This is a genomic window from Streptomyces sp. NPDC031132 (assembly GCF_055570595.1).
Genome location: NZ_JBVIGX010000038.1, coordinates 1 through 15,233, shown reverse-complemented (window position 1 = coordinate 15,233; position 15,233 = coordinate 1). Strand labels below are relative to the sequence as shown.

14 protein-coding genes are annotated in these 15,233 nt (G+C 70.9%); 8 read left to right on the top strand and 6 right to left on the bottom strand.

Annotated elements, in window-relative coordinates; all coding sequences use genetic code 11:
* Positions 1–11: 11 nt before the first annotated feature.
* Positions 12–176, top strand: a complete 165-nt coding sequence (locus tag ACZ49B_RS33515; RefSeq protein WP_468313465.1) for a hypothetical protein — start codon at positions 12–14, stop codon at positions 174–176.
* Between the two features lie 86 nt (positions 177–262).
* The gene (locus tag ACZ49B_RS33510; RefSeq protein ID WP_468313462.1) at positions 263–811 is read left to right on the top strand and encodes a putative immunity protein; all 549 of its coding nucleotides are present in this window, start codon (positions 263–265) and stop codon (positions 809–811) included.
* A gap of 22 nt (positions 812–833) precedes the next feature.
* Here the strand turns inward: ACZ49B_RS33510 and ACZ49B_RS33505 are convergent, their stop codons facing one another.
* Both ACZ49B_RS33505 and ACZ49B_RS33500 read right to left on the bottom strand, forming a co-directional pair.
* Positions 834–1,391, bottom strand: coding sequence for a YciI family protein (locus tag ACZ49B_RS33505; protein ID WP_468313460.1), 558 nt, complete (start codon positions 1,389–1,391; stop codon positions 834–836).
* Between the two features lie 114 nt (positions 1,392–1,505).
* On the bottom strand, positions 1,506–2,108 hold the full coding sequence (locus ACZ49B_RS33500) for a sigma-70 family RNA polymerase sigma factor (RefSeq protein WP_468313457.1): 603 nt from the start codon (positions 2,106–2,108) through the stop codon (positions 1,506–1,508).
* 76 nt (positions 2,109–2,184) lie between these two features.
* Here ACZ49B_RS33500 and ACZ49B_RS33495 point away from each other — a divergent pair, with 76 nt between their 5' ends.
* The gene (locus tag ACZ49B_RS33495; RefSeq protein ID WP_468313533.1) at positions 2,185–3,015 is read left to right on the top strand and encodes an alpha/beta fold hydrolase; all 831 of its coding nucleotides are present in this window, start codon (positions 2,185–2,187) and stop codon (positions 3,013–3,015) included.
* 173 nt (positions 3,016–3,188) lie between these two features.
* On the opposite strand, the gene ACZ49B_RS33490 is transcribed toward ACZ49B_RS33495, so the two are convergent.
* Entirely contained in the window at positions 3,189–5,717 is a 2,529-nt protein-coding gene (locus ACZ49B_RS33490; protein ID WP_468313454.1) for a serine hydrolase, read from the bottom strand.
* Positions 5,718–5,914: 197 nt separating this feature from the next.
* Positions 5,915–6,979, bottom strand: a complete 1,065-nt coding sequence (locus ACZ49B_RS33485) for a pentapeptide repeat-containing protein (protein WP_468313452.1) — start codon at positions 6,977–6,979, stop codon at positions 5,915–5,917.
* Positions 6,980–7,234: 255 nt separating this feature from the next.
* On the opposite strand from ACZ49B_RS33485, the gene ACZ49B_RS33480 reads away from it, so the two are divergent.
* The gene (locus ACZ49B_RS33480; RefSeq protein WP_468313449.1) at positions 7,235–8,293 is read left to right on the top strand and encodes a vWA domain-containing protein; all 1,059 of its coding nucleotides are present in this window, start codon (positions 7,235–7,237) and stop codon (positions 8,291–8,293) included.
* Between the two features lie 22 nt (positions 8,294–8,315).
* Here the strand turns inward: ACZ49B_RS33480 and ACZ49B_RS33475 are convergent, their stop codons facing one another.
* Both ACZ49B_RS33475 and ACZ49B_RS33470 read right to left on the bottom strand, forming a co-directional pair.
* Complete coding sequence (locus ACZ49B_RS33475) at positions 8,316–9,428, bottom strand: ABC transporter substrate-binding protein (RefSeq protein WP_468313447.1); 1,113 nt, start codon at positions 9,426–9,428, stop codon at positions 8,316–8,318.
* Positions 9,429–9,537: 109 nt separating this feature from the next.
* The gene (locus ACZ49B_RS33470; protein ID WP_468313444.1) at positions 9,538–11,172 is read right to left on the bottom strand and encodes a serine/threonine-protein kinase; all 1,635 of its coding nucleotides are present in this window, start codon (positions 11,170–11,172) and stop codon (positions 9,538–9,540) included.
* Positions 11,173–11,533: 361 nt separating this feature from the next.
* Here ACZ49B_RS33470 and ACZ49B_RS33465 point away from each other — a divergent pair, with 361 nt between their 5' ends.
* The 4 genes from ACZ49B_RS33465 to ACZ49B_RS33450 all read left to right on the top strand — a co-directional run bounded on the left by ACZ49B_RS33465 (position 11,534) and on the right by ACZ49B_RS33450 (position 15,067).
* Positions 11,534–12,202 carry a DUF4097 family beta strand repeat-containing protein gene (locus tag ACZ49B_RS33465; RefSeq protein ID WP_468313442.1) on the top strand — a complete coding sequence of 223 codons (669 nt, stop codon included), beginning with the start codon at positions 11,534–11,536 and terminating at the stop codon, positions 12,200–12,202.
* 29 nt (positions 12,203–12,231) lie between these two features.
* Entirely contained in the window at positions 12,232–13,191 is a 960-nt protein-coding gene (locus tag ACZ49B_RS33460; RefSeq protein ID WP_468313439.1) for an ATP-binding cassette domain-containing protein, read from the top strand.
* A complete protein-coding gene (locus ACZ49B_RS33455) occupies positions 13,188–13,976 on the top strand; it encodes an ABC transporter permease (RefSeq protein ID WP_468313436.1) in 789 nt (262 codons plus the stop codon). The genes ACZ49B_RS33460 and ACZ49B_RS33455 overlap by 4 nt, the downstream gene beginning before the upstream one ends.
* 320 nt (positions 13,977–14,296) lie before the next feature.
* Positions 14,297–15,067 carry a thioesterase II family protein gene (locus tag ACZ49B_RS33450; protein ID WP_468313434.1) on the top strand — a complete coding sequence of 257 codons (771 nt, stop codon included), beginning with the start codon at positions 14,297–14,299 and terminating at the stop codon, positions 15,065–15,067.
* The last annotated feature ends 166 nt before the right edge of the window (positions 15,068–15,233 follow it).

The window sequence follows — 15,233 nt, the reverse complement described above, 5'->3', positions numbered from 1 at the left end:
AAGCAGGAGACATGACCGAGTACACCACCCCCGACTCCTCCGCCGGCTCGACCGGATCTGCCGCTCCCGCCGCCGCCCCGGCACCGCGCCGCCGCTTCACCGTCCAGCGCGGCGGCTGCGGCTGCGAGGGCAAGCCGTCCCCCACCGCCCAGCAGAAGCCCACGGAGACCAGCTGACGACGTCGCCCCGGTGCCCGTGCCGACCGGCTTCGCAGCAGATCGGAGCTTCCCTGTTGCTCAGCGCAGTGGTCGAAGATGGGTTCATGACAGGAGAAGCGAGCGAGATCGTTCTGAGCAAACAGGACCTTCGTGAGATCACCGCGTTCGCCGCGGCGTGCGCGGAGGTGGCGCTCGAGATCTTCGAGGCCGATCAGCCGGACGACTCGCGGCCTCGAGACGCTGTCGGTGCCGCGCGGGAATTCGCTCGGGGTGGCGAGCGCGGCAAGTCCCTACGCGACACGGCGTCGGCAGCGCTCAAAGCAGCCAAGGGTACGGACACCGCGGCTGCGCGCGAGGCGGCGTGGGCCGCGATGTCTGCGGCAGGCGCCGCGTACCTGCATCCGCTGGCCAAGGCCACCCAGGTCAAGCACATTCTCGGAGCCGCCGCTTACGCGGCCAGAGCGGCCGAACTCGTCGCTGGTGACGATCGGAGCGTCGGTGCCGAGCACCTTGAGCGAGCGGTGCACCGCGCGACTCCGATCGTCGTCGACGTGCTCAAACGTTTCCCGTCGGCTCCGGACGGGGGCGGACGGGTGGGTGAGCTGATGCGCGTGCTGGACGCTGATCTTCGTTCACTCACCCACATCGAGTGACCCCGACGTCTCGCTACGGGCCTCATGTCGGCCGTCCGCCGAACTGCCAGTCGTGCACCTCGATCTGGGCGTACCGGTCCGGGGTCGCAATGGCGCGTGCCCGTGCCGTCTCCGGGTCCGGAGCACGGAGCAGGACCGCGGTGCCCAGCCAGGTGGCGCCGTCATCGGACAGCAACGGCCCGTAGGCGATCAACTCGTCCCGGCCGGGCGGCACGGCGAGGTCGCAGGCCTGACCCGTTCCGAGGCCGAGCACCAGGTAGCGGTTGCCGCCGGTTCGGCCACCGGCGAAGTCCCACATGGTGCGCCCCAGCAGGTTGCGCCACCGCCGCAGCAGCACGTCTCGGTAGACGCCGGCCTGGTGGCCGGGCTCGTCGAAGGCGAAAGCGCGTGCGGCGGCGGGGTCCGGGAGGTCGACGATGTGCACGCTGCCGGTGGGGGCGCCGCCGTCGCGGGACAGGGTCGGGCCACGGGCGATCATCTCCCGGGCGTACGGGTCCATGTAGGACCAGTGGTCTTCCAGCAGTTCCCTGCGCAATCCCTCGGAGCCGGACCGGTCTCGGTGGTAAACGAAGAACTCCATGCCCAAATGATCTCGTCACGGAGGCGACCAGGTCGAGCGGCTGTCACACAGTGGTCGCGGGCGGCCCGTCCGGAGGCACACGTACCGACTCCGGGGCCGGTGCATGAGGACGGGTCAGACGGCACCCCTGAGTTGGTCGCGCTGGATCTGGTGGGCGATGGAGCGCCGGACGGACGCAGATGCGGTGGTGGCGGTTTTCGAGGGGACGTCGAGACCGCGGCTGATCTCGTCGTACGCGGCCTGGTGGGCGCCGGGCAGCTCTGTCCGGTGCAGCCTCAGGTCCTCTTCGACGAGACGCCGCAGCTCGTCGACGTTCTGGGGCGTGAAGCGCTTCTTCCCCCTGGTCAGTGCGTCGACGTAGCGGCTGCAGCGGGCGGTTTCCCGGAAGGTCTCGGAGATCTCTTCGGCGAGGCCCCACAGGCGTCCTTCGAGCCAGGGGGCGTCGCGCTGGTCGAGGGAGAGTCCCAGCGGGGGCCGCGGGTCGTCGGTCCTGTGCTTCGCCATCTGTTTGGACACGGCCGCCTGGCTCATGTCGCCGAGCCGCGCGATCCGTTCCTGCGTCCAGCCGAGATCCGCGAACACCTTGATCATCTCGGCGCGCAGCTTGCGCATCTCCTCGCCGGCGCGGATGACCTCGTTCATGTCGGCGAACATCCGCTCGGCCTGTTCCTCGGTCAGCGTCTCGGGGGTTCGGCGCGTGCTCTCTCCGTCTGTCACAACCCGGTTATACACCAAGGAGAGGCTCCTCATAACCAGGTTGTACAACCAGGTTATGACTGACAGGATCCGCGTCATGCCCACCTTCACCGCGCCTGACGGAACCCAGCTCGCCTACCGCGTGATCGGCGACGGCGATCCCGTCGTCTGCATCCCGGGAGGCCCGGCGGACTCCCTCTACCTCGGCGACCTCGGCGGCCTGTCCTCCCACTGCCGGCTGATCGTCCCGGACCTTCGCGGCACCGGCCGGTCCGCGATTCCGGAAGACACCTCCTCCTACCGCTGCGATCGTCTGGTCGACGACGTCGAGGCACTGCGCGTGCACCTCGGCCTGTCCCGAATGGACCTGCTCGGCCACTCCGCCGGCACGAACATCGCGACGCAGTACGCGGCCCGGTACCCGCAGAGGATCAGCAAGCTCGCCCTCATCGGCCCCAGCACGCGAGCTGTAGGGGTGGCGATCACGGCGGAAACACGGCAGGAGCTCGCCCGGCTGCGGAAGAACGAACCGTGGTTCCCGGTGGCGTTCGCCGCCCTGCAGGCGATCGCCGAGGGGACGGGCAGCGACTGGGACGCCGTCGCCCCCTTCGTGTGGGGCCGGTGGGACGCCACGGCACAGGAGCACCACACGGCCGGCCGGCCGAGCAACCGGGAAGCCGTCGCCCTCTTCGCAGCCGAGGGCGCCTTCACCCCGGAAGGCACGCGTGCGGCGCTCGCCGCCTGCGAGAGCCCCGTTCTGCTGCTCACCGGCGAGTTCGACTTGAACAGCCCGCCTGTGTCTGCGGCCGAGTTCGCGGGACTGTTCCCTGACGCCACGCTGGTGGTGCAACCGGGAGCGGGCCACTATCCGTGGCTCGACGACGCCGACGGGTTCGTGGCGAGGACGGCGGAATTCCTCCGTGGATGACCTGGCCGTCCGCCCTCTCGCGGTACGCCGACGGCAGCCGGGGTGATGCGGTGCAACCACGGCCAGGTCCGTGGTTGCACCGCAGTCACGCCGATCGGTGGCGGCGTACCCCGTGCGCGGACCGGGGTCCGCGGCCGTGCAGCCGCGGCCTGCTCCCGGTGCGCGGGCACGACCTAGCGCAGGCGGGTGACCCGGGCGGTGAAGGAGGGTTCGGCCAGGGCGGTCCCGACCGCCACGGGGACGCTCTTCGCGCCCTCCCCGTCGCCGGCCGTGAGGACGCCGACCTCGGTTCCCGCCTTCGCGGTGTGCGGGGTCCCGGAGGCACCCGGCTGCAGGGTGAGCTTCAGCTGCTGCCCCGGTACGCCGATCACGTTCAGGTCCTTCGTGGCCACCAGCGGGGTACGGCCGCCGAGGCCGTCGTCCACGTGGCCGACCGTCTGGCCCTTGCGGACCACGGGAGCCGAGGCGACCGCCTGCCGTACCGCCTCGATGATCTTCTTGCTGTTGGCCAGGACGAGCTTCAGGCTGTTCCCCCCATTGGGGTCCGGGCCGTCCACGTGCTGGTCCATGAGCGTGCCGAGGATCAGCGGGGTCTCGTCGCCGACCGACTTGTACGCCGCCCACATCAGCGCGCCGCCCGCGGGGGTGCTGGAGCCGGTCTTGATGCCGCGGACGCTGAGGCCGTTGACCGAGAGCAGGGTGTTGTTGTTGGTGAGCGGCACCGACAGCCCCTTGATCTCGGCGCTCGGCAGCGCGACCACCGCGCGGAACACCTCGTCCTTCATGACGGCCTCGGCCAGCTTCAGCTGGTCGGCGGCCGTGCTGACGGTTCCGGCGTCCAGACCCGTGGGGTCCGTGTACGTGGTGTTCTCCATGCCGAGTTCCCTGGCCGCGGCGTTCATCTTCTCGACGAAGGCCGCCTCGGAGTCGGTACCGGTGTCCCAGCGCGCCAGCAGCCGGGCCACGTTGTTGGCCGACGGGATCATGAGCATCTTCAGCAAGTCCTGCTCGCTGAACTTCGTACCGGCGACGAGGCCCTCGACGCGGGACTCGTTGTCCGAGGTGCCGTCCGCGACGGTCTTCGCGTCGATCTCGATCTGGGGACCGGACTCGCCCTTGCGGAGCGGGTGGCCCTTGAGGACCACGTAGGCCGTCATCACCTTGGCGACGCTGGCCGTGGGGACGGGCTTCTGCTCGCCGAACATGCCGATGTCTCCGGAACCGGGCACGCGTACGGCGCCCTGGCCCTTGGCGGGCCACGGTACGGAGAACTGCCCGTCGAGGGTGTGCGCCTGCTCGGCCGCGACGAGCTGGGGGGCGGGCAGCGGGCGCAGCAGCTGCGCGCCGGTGACCGCGCCGGCCAGGAGCAGCAGGATCGGGGTCCAGATCTTCACGCGCCGGACCGCGGTGCGGCGCGGGGTCTCCGACGGGGGAGCGGTGTTGGTGAGCTCGGCCAGCAGGTCCAGCGGGGGCTGCGGGGGGAGCGGGACCTCGCGGGTGGGCTCGACGACCTCGGCGGGGGCCGCGGCCGTGGCCCGGGCGGGGGCCGCGGCCGTGGCCCGGGCGGGGGTCGGGGCCGAGGTCGGGGCAGGGGTCCGGGCAGGGGCCGGGGTCCGGGCAGGGGCCGGGGTCCGGGCAGGGGCCGCCGCCGAGGGGCGGTTCTGCGGTGCGGCTTGCGGCCAAGGGGCCTTCTCCGCCGGGGCGTCCAGCTCCTTCAGGGCCACGAACTGGCTGGTCCGCTCCGCATCGGCCTCGCCGTCCCGAGCCCAGGACGGCACCGGCCGGGGCTCCCGGTCCGCGTCGTCCGCCGGATCGGCCTCTGCGGGCTCCTCGGCCTCGGCCGCTCCGGCACCGTCGGCCGCCTCGGCATCGTCGTCGGACGTGTCCTCGTCCCGGCCCGCACCGCCGCCGCCATCGCTCCCGCCGTCGGCCTCCGTCTCGGGCTCGGGTGCGGGCTCGCCCTCGGCCTCCGTCTCGGGCTCGGGTGCGGCCCGGTCGGCGGCCTTCGCGTCGGGCTCCGCCTCCGTGTCGGGCTGCGCTTCGGCGTCGGGAGCGGTCTCGCCCGCCTCCGGCTCGGCCTCGGCGCCGTCTTCGGCCTCCGCCTCGGACGCGTGCTCAGCCTCGGCTCCCGCCTCGGGCTCCGCGTCAGCCTCCGGCTCCGACCCCTGCTCTGGCTCCGACCCCTGCTCTGGCTCCGACTCCTGCTCCGTGTCAGCCTCCGGCTCCGACCCCTGCTCCGGCTCCGACCCCTGCTCCTGCTCCGGCTCCGGCTCCGGCTCCGGCTCCCTGTCAGCCTCCGACTCCGACTCCTGCTCCGCGTCAGCCTCCGGCTCCGACTCCTGCTCCGGCTCCGGCTCCGGCTCCTGCTCCGACTCCTGCTCCGCGTCAGCCTCCGGCTCCGGCTCCGGCTCCGCGTCAGCCTCCGGCTCCGGCTTGGCTTCTGCCTTCGGCTCGGGTTCGGCCGGCGCGTCCTCGTCGGGGCCGGTCTCCGTGGCGCCGTCGGGCTCCGCCTCGTCTTCTTCCTCGGAATCGGCCTCCTGCTGCTGCGGTGCCTCGGCCTCTGTGTGCTTCGGGGTCTCCGAGCCGCCGGTACCGCGGGGCGTGTCCTGCGTACCGGGATCCGTTCCCGGGACCTCGGTCCCTTCCGTCTCCGAAGTCTCCGGGGTGTCCGGGGAACCGCCCGCCACCGCTACCGCCTTCATTCCTGCCCCGCCTTGCCACTCACCACCGGTCGGCCGCCGCCCGGTTCTTGCCGATACTGTCGGGCGAGGCCCCCGCAGGAGCCTCGCCGACCCGCTAGATGTGCGCCGCGTCCCGTCCGTTCCCGGAACCGGATCCTGTGACCGTCCGGTCATACTCCGGCCCCGGTCAGTGGCTCCGCCTCGCCGGACCTGCCTCGTCAAGGCAGGTCGGAGACGGTCGTGCCCGAGGGAAGCCGGAGCCCGGGAGGCAGCGCCTGCAGGCCGAACCGGGGAGGACGGGTGAAGTCGGCTGCCTGCGAGAAGTCGACGGTCGCGCCACCGAAGCGGGCGGGCGGCACCGTGACGTACACGGAAGGAAGATGGTGCTCCCGGAAATTCACCGTGCTGCCGGTGAACGTGGCACCGCCGAAGTCGACGCAGCCTTCGGAGAACTCGGCGTCCTCGAAGAGGATCTCGCCCGCCGTGAAGGCGGCGTCCCGGAAGCTGACCCGTGCGCCGGTGAAGCGGGCGCCGTCGAAGGTGACCCAGCCGCCGCTGAAGGTCGCACGATTGAAGCGGACGGAGCCACTGCGGAATTCGGCCAGCCGGAAGTAGACGCAGCTGCCTTCGGCGAAGTCGACGTCGTCGAAGATGACCTGGTCCCGGCCGTGGGCCACGAAGAGCGTCTCCACGAAGACGATGTCGCCGCCGGTGAAGCGGGCACCACGGAAGTCGGCCGCGTCCATGACGGCGCCGGTGAAGTTCAGGTCGTAACCCTGCCAGGATTCAGGGGCCTCGTCGCGCAAGTGGGCACCGATGAGCTGCAGGACGGTCTCACGGACCTTCCGTTCGCGTCGCCAGGTCGTGAGCACCTGGTCGTCGGTGGGTGGATCGGGCGCGTGCGGCATGCGCAGGTAGCCGCACAGCACGTCGATGCACATCTGGCGTTCCTGAGGCCACTCATCGGCGAGCCGTGCCATCGCGTAGGCGCCGGCCATGCGTACAGCCGACTGGTCGGCTCCGAGTTGCTCGGCAGCGGCGCCGAACCGTTCGATCAGAGCCCTCTCGTATTCCCGGGCGTCGGTGGTTTCTTGGAGATGCTGGCGTCGGTAGGCGACCACGAGTGCCACCACGCCGCCGGCTCCGGCCACGACAGCCAATGCGATCTTGACGGCGTCGTACGTTTCGCTCGGCTTGAGCGGCCCGGACACATGTACTCGAGGTGCCCCCAGCGTCAGCCACAGCAGCCCCAAGATCGTGATGGATGCGGCCGCGGCCAGCACCAGTGCCGTGACGACGTGCAGGACCAGTGGCCAGCGCATCACACCGCGCGGAGTCGGACCCCTCATCACGCCCGTTCCCCCCTTCCCGCTGTCGGCCAGCGTGGCGTACCTCCGGCACGCGCACCAGAGGGCCGGACCGTCGCCGGGGCCGGCCCGGCCGGGCGACCGACGGGTGATCGGCCGTCAGGCTCCTTTGTCAGTGGGTCCTCCTAGTGTGGAGACATCACTCGGGGAGCTCGGAGAAGGAGCAGAAACATGTCCGCGAACAAGATCCAGCACAAGGTGAACCACGTAGCGCTGGTAGTGGACTGTTCGGGTTCGATGCGTCAGCACCAGAGTCAGCTCATCCGTGTCGTGGACGAGTTCGTGGCGGGCCTGAAGGCCGAGTCCGACAGCCTCGGTCACGAGACCCGGATCAGTCTCTACTCCTTCGACCACAGGGTGGAGAACCTGGTCTGGGACATGGACGTGAAACATCTGCCGTCCATGCGGGGTCTGTACAAGGTCAACAACGGCGCCACCGCCCTCATCGAGGCCTCTCTGAAGTCACTGGACGACCTGGGCCACATCTGGGAGGAGTACGGCGAGCACAGTTTCCTCCAGATCGTGGTGACGGACGGCGAGGAGAACGCCTCCGGCGGCGACCGGCGGCACGACGGCGACATGGCCATCCTCGGCCCCTGGCTCGACAAGATCGCGGCGAAGATGGGTGCGCTTCCGGGCCACTGGACCTCCGCGATCCTCGTTCCGAACTCCCTGGCGAAGCGAACCGCCCAGAACTACGGCTTCCCGGCGGGGAACATCGCCATCTGGGACGCGGATTCCCAGGAGGGTGTCGAAGAGGCGATCGGTACCGTGCGCGCCGCCGCCACCAGCTTCCTCCGCGGCCGCGAGAAGGGCGTGCGCGGTACGAAGAACCTGTTCGCGGTCGGCCAGGACATCTCGGTCGACGACGTGCGGGCGAACCTCGAACCGGTCCCGGCCGACAAGTACCGGCTCCTGAAGGTCGACACGGAGGTCGAGATCCGGTCCTTCGTCGATTCGCACCCGGGCGTGACGTACGAGCGCGGCTCGTGTTACTACCAGCTGGGCACCCGGGTCCAGGTTCAGCCCGACAAGGAAGTCATCGTCGTCGAGAAGGACACGGACCGCGCCTACACGGGCGACGCGGCACGCAGCCTCCTGTTCGGCACCGGCGTCCAGGGGACCGTCTCCGTGAAGGCGGGGCGCAATCCCAAGCTGGAGGTGTACGTGCAGAGCCGTTCGGTGAACCGGAAGCTCAAGCCGAAGACGCGCCTGCTGATCATGCTCTGAAACGAGGGGGAGGGCGGCGCCCTCAGCCGGTGTGGAGGATGCGGAAGCGGTCGGGTTCCGCCGGGTCGCGGTCGACGACCTGGACCGGCGTCCAGGCCCATTGCCAGACGCTGATGCCCGGTGTGCGGGAGAACCGGATCGGGCCGCGCGTGCCTTCGACGGCAACGCCCGGCCAGGAGGGGGCAGTGCGCTTCCTGTCCGCGCCGTTGGAACGCAGCACCTCGGCGAGTACGGCGACCGTGTCGTAGCCCTCGAAGGCGACGAAGGAGGGCGCTTCGCCCAGCCGTTCCCGCAGGGCCGTCCCGACGCGTGCACCGAGTGGGCCGGGGTGCTCGGGCAGGTAGCGCAGGAACGGGATCGCGGCGCCGTCGTCGCCCAGCAGCGTCGCCCATTCGGCGAACTCCGGCTGCCCGGCCGGAGCACCGATCAGGATCTCGGCGAGGCGCTGGTCGCGGCGGACGGACTCGACGATCGGCACGGCCGGCTCCGGGTGGCCGACCAGCAGGAGGAGTGCTGTCGCGCCGTTGTCGACGAGTTCGTCGCACAACGCCGCGGGGGTGAGCGCGCTCATGTCGAGTTCGACGACGGTGCCGCCGCGTGGAGCGAGGTGGTCCCGCAGGATGCGGGCCCCGGAGGCCCAGTAGACACTCGGCTGGGCTGCCACGGCGATGCGACGGTGGCCGGCGCCGAGGAGGAAGTCCGCGTAGATCTGCCAGCCGTGGGACTGCGCCGGGGCGAGGCGTGCGACCCACTGCGTCGGCTGTTCTGTGAGCGCGTCGAGCACCGCTGACGAGCAGAGGAACGGCAGGCCGAGGGCGTCGGCCCTGGCGGCAGCGGCGCGGGCGACGACGCTGTGGTACTCCCCCGCCAGGGCGGCCACGCCCAGGCGGGCCAATTCGTCCACGGCCGCCGCGGCCCTCGGGGGATCGGCCGCGGTGTCCCGGACCACCAGCTCGAGCGGTCGCCCGAGGATCCCGCCGGCGTCATTGACTTCGCGGACGGCCAACTCGAGTCCGGCGAGCAGGTGTCGGCCTGCCTCGACCCAGCCGGGCCGGGTCAGCGGAACGAGAGCGCCGATCCGGACGGCTGATCCGTCGGTCCGCTCCGCTCCGGGTGGCGATGGGGGCGTGTGCATACGGTGGCTTCTCCCGAGAGGCGGCGTGATCTTTCGGCCGGACGGGGACGCTACCAGCGGTGCGAGGCCGCCGGTCGGGCACTGCCCGGGGCACGCGGCACGGCAGGCGTCAGGCTGCCGGGCTCCGCCAGACCGTCATGTCCACGGACACGAAGTTGGGTACGCCCTTCACGTGTACGGTCGACTTGATCTGGATCACGAGCAGCGCGATGTCCCCCGACGGGTTCCTGACGCAGATCTCGCTGCCGAGCGCCACCGCGGCCAGCGGAACGTTTCGGGAGCCGTTCACCGTGAGGGCCCGGCACTCCTCGAGGGAGCCGCTCGGCTCTCCGTACAGCAGGGTCATCAGGCTCGAGTCGCTCTCCAGAACGCAGTCCCGCTCCGTGCACTTCAGGCGGATGTCGCCCGTGCGGTCCTCGTGCCGGACCGGGTCCTTGAGGCTGATGGAGTTCTTCTCCTCCAGCATCAGCATGGTGTGGGGAACGGGCTTCGGTGGCTGGGGCGTGCTTGCGGATCCGGAGGCGGACGCGGATCCGGAGGTGGATCCGGAGCCGGAAGCGGCCGGCTTCCCGTCGGCGGCCGCTGAACCGGCCGGGCCTGACGGGGTCTTGTGGGCTGCCGCGGACGGGTTGACCGAGTCGGCCGCGGTCGCCGCCCGGTCGCGCTGTCTGTCCGTCGCGTCCATGACCGTCCAGGCCAGCCCCGTCAGCACGAGTGCCCCTGCCGTCACCGCCGCGGCTGCGATCAGCGCGGTACGCCGCCTGCGCGGCTGCCGTTCCTGCGGCTCGTCCGGCGCCGACCGGGCGACCAGCGGCAGGGTGTGCACCGGGGTGGGATCCGGGACCGGCGCCGGAATCGTCACCTCCGGCCCTGTCACCTCCCGCCAGACGGCCGGGCCGCCGCCCCCGTCGGCGTCCTCGCCCAGCCGCTGCCGGCACCACGCCACGATCTCCGCCGGGGTGGCCCGCTCCTCCGGATCGGCGGCCAGGCACCGGGCGACCAGCGGGCGCAACGGCTCCGGCAGCCGGGAGAGATCGGGGTCGGAGTGCACGATCCGGAACAGGACGCTCACGGCGGGGCCGTCCCCGTACAGCGGCTCGCCCAGCGCGGCGAACGCCGCCGTCTGGCCCAGCGCGAAGACGTCGGTGGCTGCCGTGACCTCGCCCGCCGACGCCTGTTCGGGGGCCATGTACTGGGGCGTGCCGATGGCGGTGCCCGTCGCGGTGTGTGCGGTGGTGCCGGACGCCAGCGAGATGCCGAAGTCGATGACACGGGGCCCGTCGGCGGCCAGGAGCACGTTCGACGGCTTCAGGTCCCGGTGCACGATGCCCGCACCGTGAATCGCCTGGAGGGCTTCGGCCACCCCCGCCACCAGCCACAGCACCGCGGGTACCGGCAGCGGCCCGCGCTGGGCGACGGCGTCCGCGAGCGAGGGCCCGGGCACGTAGAGGGTGGCGAGCCAGGGCGGCACCCCGTCCGCTTCGGCATCGATCAGCTCGGCGGTGTACGCCCCCCGGACCCGTCTGGCCGCTTCCACCTCGCGGCGGAACCGCCGCCGGAACGCCGGATCCTCGGACAGCTCCGGCCGTACCACTTTGATCGCGACGGGGCGGCCGCCCCGCGTGTACGACAGGTAGACCCGGCCCATGCCACCCGCACCGAGCCGGGCCACGAGGCGGTAGTCGGCCACCGACGGCGGATCGTCCGCCTGCAACGGCTGGAACACCTCGGTCGCACTGTTCATCGGTTCCCCCCCGATCCCTGATCAACCGATGAGTTGATCAACATCACCCTAAGCGCCGGGCGGGGCCGGGAACGGCGGGGATGCGGAGGGAAGGCCTACCGGGGCCGCCGCTGTCGGCTCCGTGACCGCGGCAGGGGTCCGTGGTGTCCCCAAGTATCGCATTCACGTTCAATCCATTGCAACGAACACGCACACCTTGTTGCGTTAGATTCAGGAGCATTGCAACGATTTCCAGGCTTTCACCTGCGGTGATGCTCGTTTTGCGCAACGAACCTGTTGCCGGATCCATGAATGCAACGTAGCTTTTCCATCATCAGAAACAGCGGGCCGAGTGGGCGCGCTACTCGAACAGGAGAGAACCTTGCAGAAGTTCGACACCCCCGCCGCCAGCTCCACCGTCCTCGACATCCCCGCCGGACGCATCCGGTTCATCGCCGCCGACCGGGACAACACCACGGTCGAGATCCTGCCCGCCGACGCTTCCAAGAGCCGCGACGTGAAGGCCGCCGAGGAGACCACCGCCACCTACGTCGACGGCGTCCTGCGCATCGAGGCCGCTCCGGCCAAGAACCGGGTCCTCGGCTCTTCCGGATCCATCGAAGTGACCGTCCAGCTGCCCGCCGGCTCCCGTATCGAGGCGAAGGTGGCCAGCGGTGAGTTCCGGGGCGTCGGGCGCCTCGGCGACGTCACCTTCGAGGGCGCACAGGCCACGGTCAAGATCGACGAGGTCGCAAGCGCCCGCCTGACCCTCATGGCCGGCGACGTCTCGCTCGGCCGCCTGGGCGGGGACGCGCAGATCAGCACCCAGAAGGGCGACCTCCACATCGCCGAGGCCGTGCGCGGCACCGTCACGCTGCGCACGGAGCAGGGTGAGATCACGGTCGGTGCCGCCCGCGGTGTCTCCGCCTCCCTCGACGCCGGCACCACCTACGGCCGGATCCGCAACTCGCTCCAGAACAGCGAAGGCGTCACCGGTCTGAACATCCACGCCAGCACCAACCACGGCGACATCACCGCCCGCAGCCTCTGACCCGCAGCCGCCACAAGGGAGCGACCATCATGACCGGCTTGGCCATCGCGGCGAACGGGCTGCGCAAGTCCTACGGTGACAAGAGCGTGCTGGACGGCATCGACCTGAACGTTCCGCAGGGGACGATCTTCTCCCTCCTCGGGCCGAACGGTGCCGGGAAGACCACGGCCGTCAAGATCCTCTCCACCCTCATCACCCCCGACGCCGGCGAGATCCGGGTCGGCGGCCACGACCTGGCCGCCGATCCGCAGGCGGTGCGCGCGGCGATCGGTGTCACCGGACAGTTCTCCGCCGTGGACGGGCTGATCACCGGTGAGGAGAACATGCTCCTCATGGCCGACCTGCACCACCTGTCCAAGAGCGAGGGACAGCGGGTCACCGCCGAACTCCTGGAGCGCTTCGACCTGGTGGAGGCCGCGAAGAAGCCGGCCGCCAGCTACTCCGGCGGCATGAAGCGCCGCCTCGACATCGCCATGACCCTGGTCGGCAACCCCCGGATCATCTTCCTCGACGAGCCCACCACCGGCCTCGACCCCCGCTCGCGCCACAACATGTGGCAGATCATCCGCGAACTGGTCACCGGCGGCGTCACCGTCTTCCTCACCACCCAGTACCTCGAGGAAGCCGACCAACTCGCCGACCGCATCGCCGTCCTCAACAACGGCAAGATCGCAGCCGAAGGCACCGCCGAGGAACTCAAGCGGCTGATCCCCGGCGGACACGTCCGGCTCAGGTTCTCCGAACCGGCCTCGTATCAGAGCGCCGCCGCCGCGCTGCGCGACGGGATCCGGGACGACGAGGCGCTCGCCCTGCAGATCGCCAGCGGCGGCAGTCAGCGCGAACTGCGCACCATCCTCGACCGGCTCGACGCCGCCGGCGTCCAGGCGGACGAGCTGACCGTGCACACCCCCGACCTGGACGACGTCTTCTTCGCCCTGACCGCCACCAGCATCCCCGCCCAGAACCAGCCGAAGGGGTCCGTCCGATGAGCTCCCTCTCCCTCGCCGTTCGCGACTCGTCCACGATGCTGCGCCGCAATCTGCTGCACGCGCGCCGCTACCCGTCGCTGACGCTGAACCTGCTGCTCACCCCGGTCATGCTCCTGCTGCTCTTCGTCTACATTTTCGGCGGCGCGATGAGCGGAGGCATCAGCGGCGGCGGAGACCGCTCCGCATACATCGCCTACATCGTTCCCGGCATCCTGCTCATGACCATCGGCAGCACCGTCATCGGCGCCGCCGTATCCGTCTCCACCGACATGTCCGAAGGCATCATCGCCCGCTTCCGCAGCATGGCCATCCACCGCGGATCCGTCCTGATCGGACACGTCGTCGGCGGTGTCCTGCAATCCCTCGCCAGCGTCGTCCTCGTGGGCATCGTCGGCGTGGCCATCGGCTTCCGGTCCCACGACGCCACGGCCCTGGAATGGCTCGCCGCGTTCGGGCTGCTCGCGCTCTTCGCCCTCGCCCTCACCTGGATCGCCATCGGCATGGGCATGGCCAGCCCCAACGCCGAGGCCGCCAGCAACAGCGCGATGCCGCTGATCCTCCTCCCCCTGATCTCCAGCGCGTTCACCCCGATCGCTTCGATGCCGGGCTGGTTCCAGCCGATCGCCGAGTACCAGCCGTTCACGCCCGTCATCGAGACGCTGCGCGGACTGCTGCTCGGCACCGAGATCGGCCACAACGGCTGGCTCGCCCTCGGCTGGTCCATCGCCCTCATCGCACTCGGCTACCGCTGGTCCACCGCGTCCTTCAACCGCGATCCCAAGTAACGGCCATGACGGCGCGTCCCCGCCCCAGGGCGGCGTGCACCGGCACCGCGCCGGCGCACGCCGCCCTCGCGGCATTCCCGGCCGTCCAGCGGCTGTACGGGTTCTCCAGCGGACCGCGAGCACCCTTCGAGGACAGAGCGTGATGCTCGGGTCATGAGCTCCGATACGGACGGGCGCAAGCCCTCGCGGGGCATCGAAACTGCCCGCCGGCGCCCCATCCCCCGAGGGCACCGGCGGGCTTTCGCTCTGCCCGCTGCCGGTTCGGTCGGTGTGATCGGCGGGGGCCGCGTTGCCGGCACAGACGAAGGGACTCACCGACCATGAACAACACGTGGTTCCGGCGCTTCACCACGACCACGACCACGGGAAACGGGCCGCGCCTCTTCTGCTTCCCGCACGCGGGAGGCTCCGCGACGGCGTACGTGCAGCTGGCGCGTACCCTGCCTGCCGACTTCGACGTGGTGTCCGTGCAGTACCCGGGGCGCCAGGACCGGTACCACGAGGAGCCGTTCACGGCCGTGGCCCCGCTCGTCGAGGCAGTGGCCGAGGAGCTGGCCCACGAACTGGCCGCGGACCCCGGGCGGCCGTACGCCCTGTTCGGCCACAGCATGGGCGCGCTCGTCGCGTTCGAGACGGCCCGGCTGCTCGTCGCCCGGGGCGGTCTGCCGGGTCCCCAGCGGCTGTTCCTCTCCGGCCGGGGCGCGCCGCAGCCCGGCACCAGCTCCCAGTACGACTTCTACGAGGACGCCGACGTGCTGGCCGAGCTGCGCAGGCTGGGCGGCACCGACCAGTCGATGCTCGACAACCCCGAAGTCCTGGAGCTGGTACTGCCGGCGCTGCGAGCCGACTACCGGGCCCTCGCCGCGTACGACTGGCGCGGGGGCGAGCCGCTCGCCGCTCCGATCACCACCCTGATCGGGGACAGCGACCCGATGGTGACGGTCCAGGAGGCCGGGACGTGGCGCGAGCAAACCAGCGGTGACTTCGAGCTGAAGGTCTACCCCGGCGGCCACTTCTACCTCGTCGACCAGGTCGACCAGGTCGCTACGGCCGTCACCGAGGGGCTGCTCGCCTCCAGCGTCGCTGCCTGACCGCGCTTTCCCGGCCGGCCGCCGCCGTGCCCGGGTGTGGCGGAGAAACCCGGGGGGGGGGGGGGGGGGGCCCCCCCCCCCCCCGAGGGCGTTTGTTTTCCCTCCATCCCCCACAGGCGTGTCCTACCCGTGGGGTCTGCGCCCCACCTAGGCACAGGGAAGCATG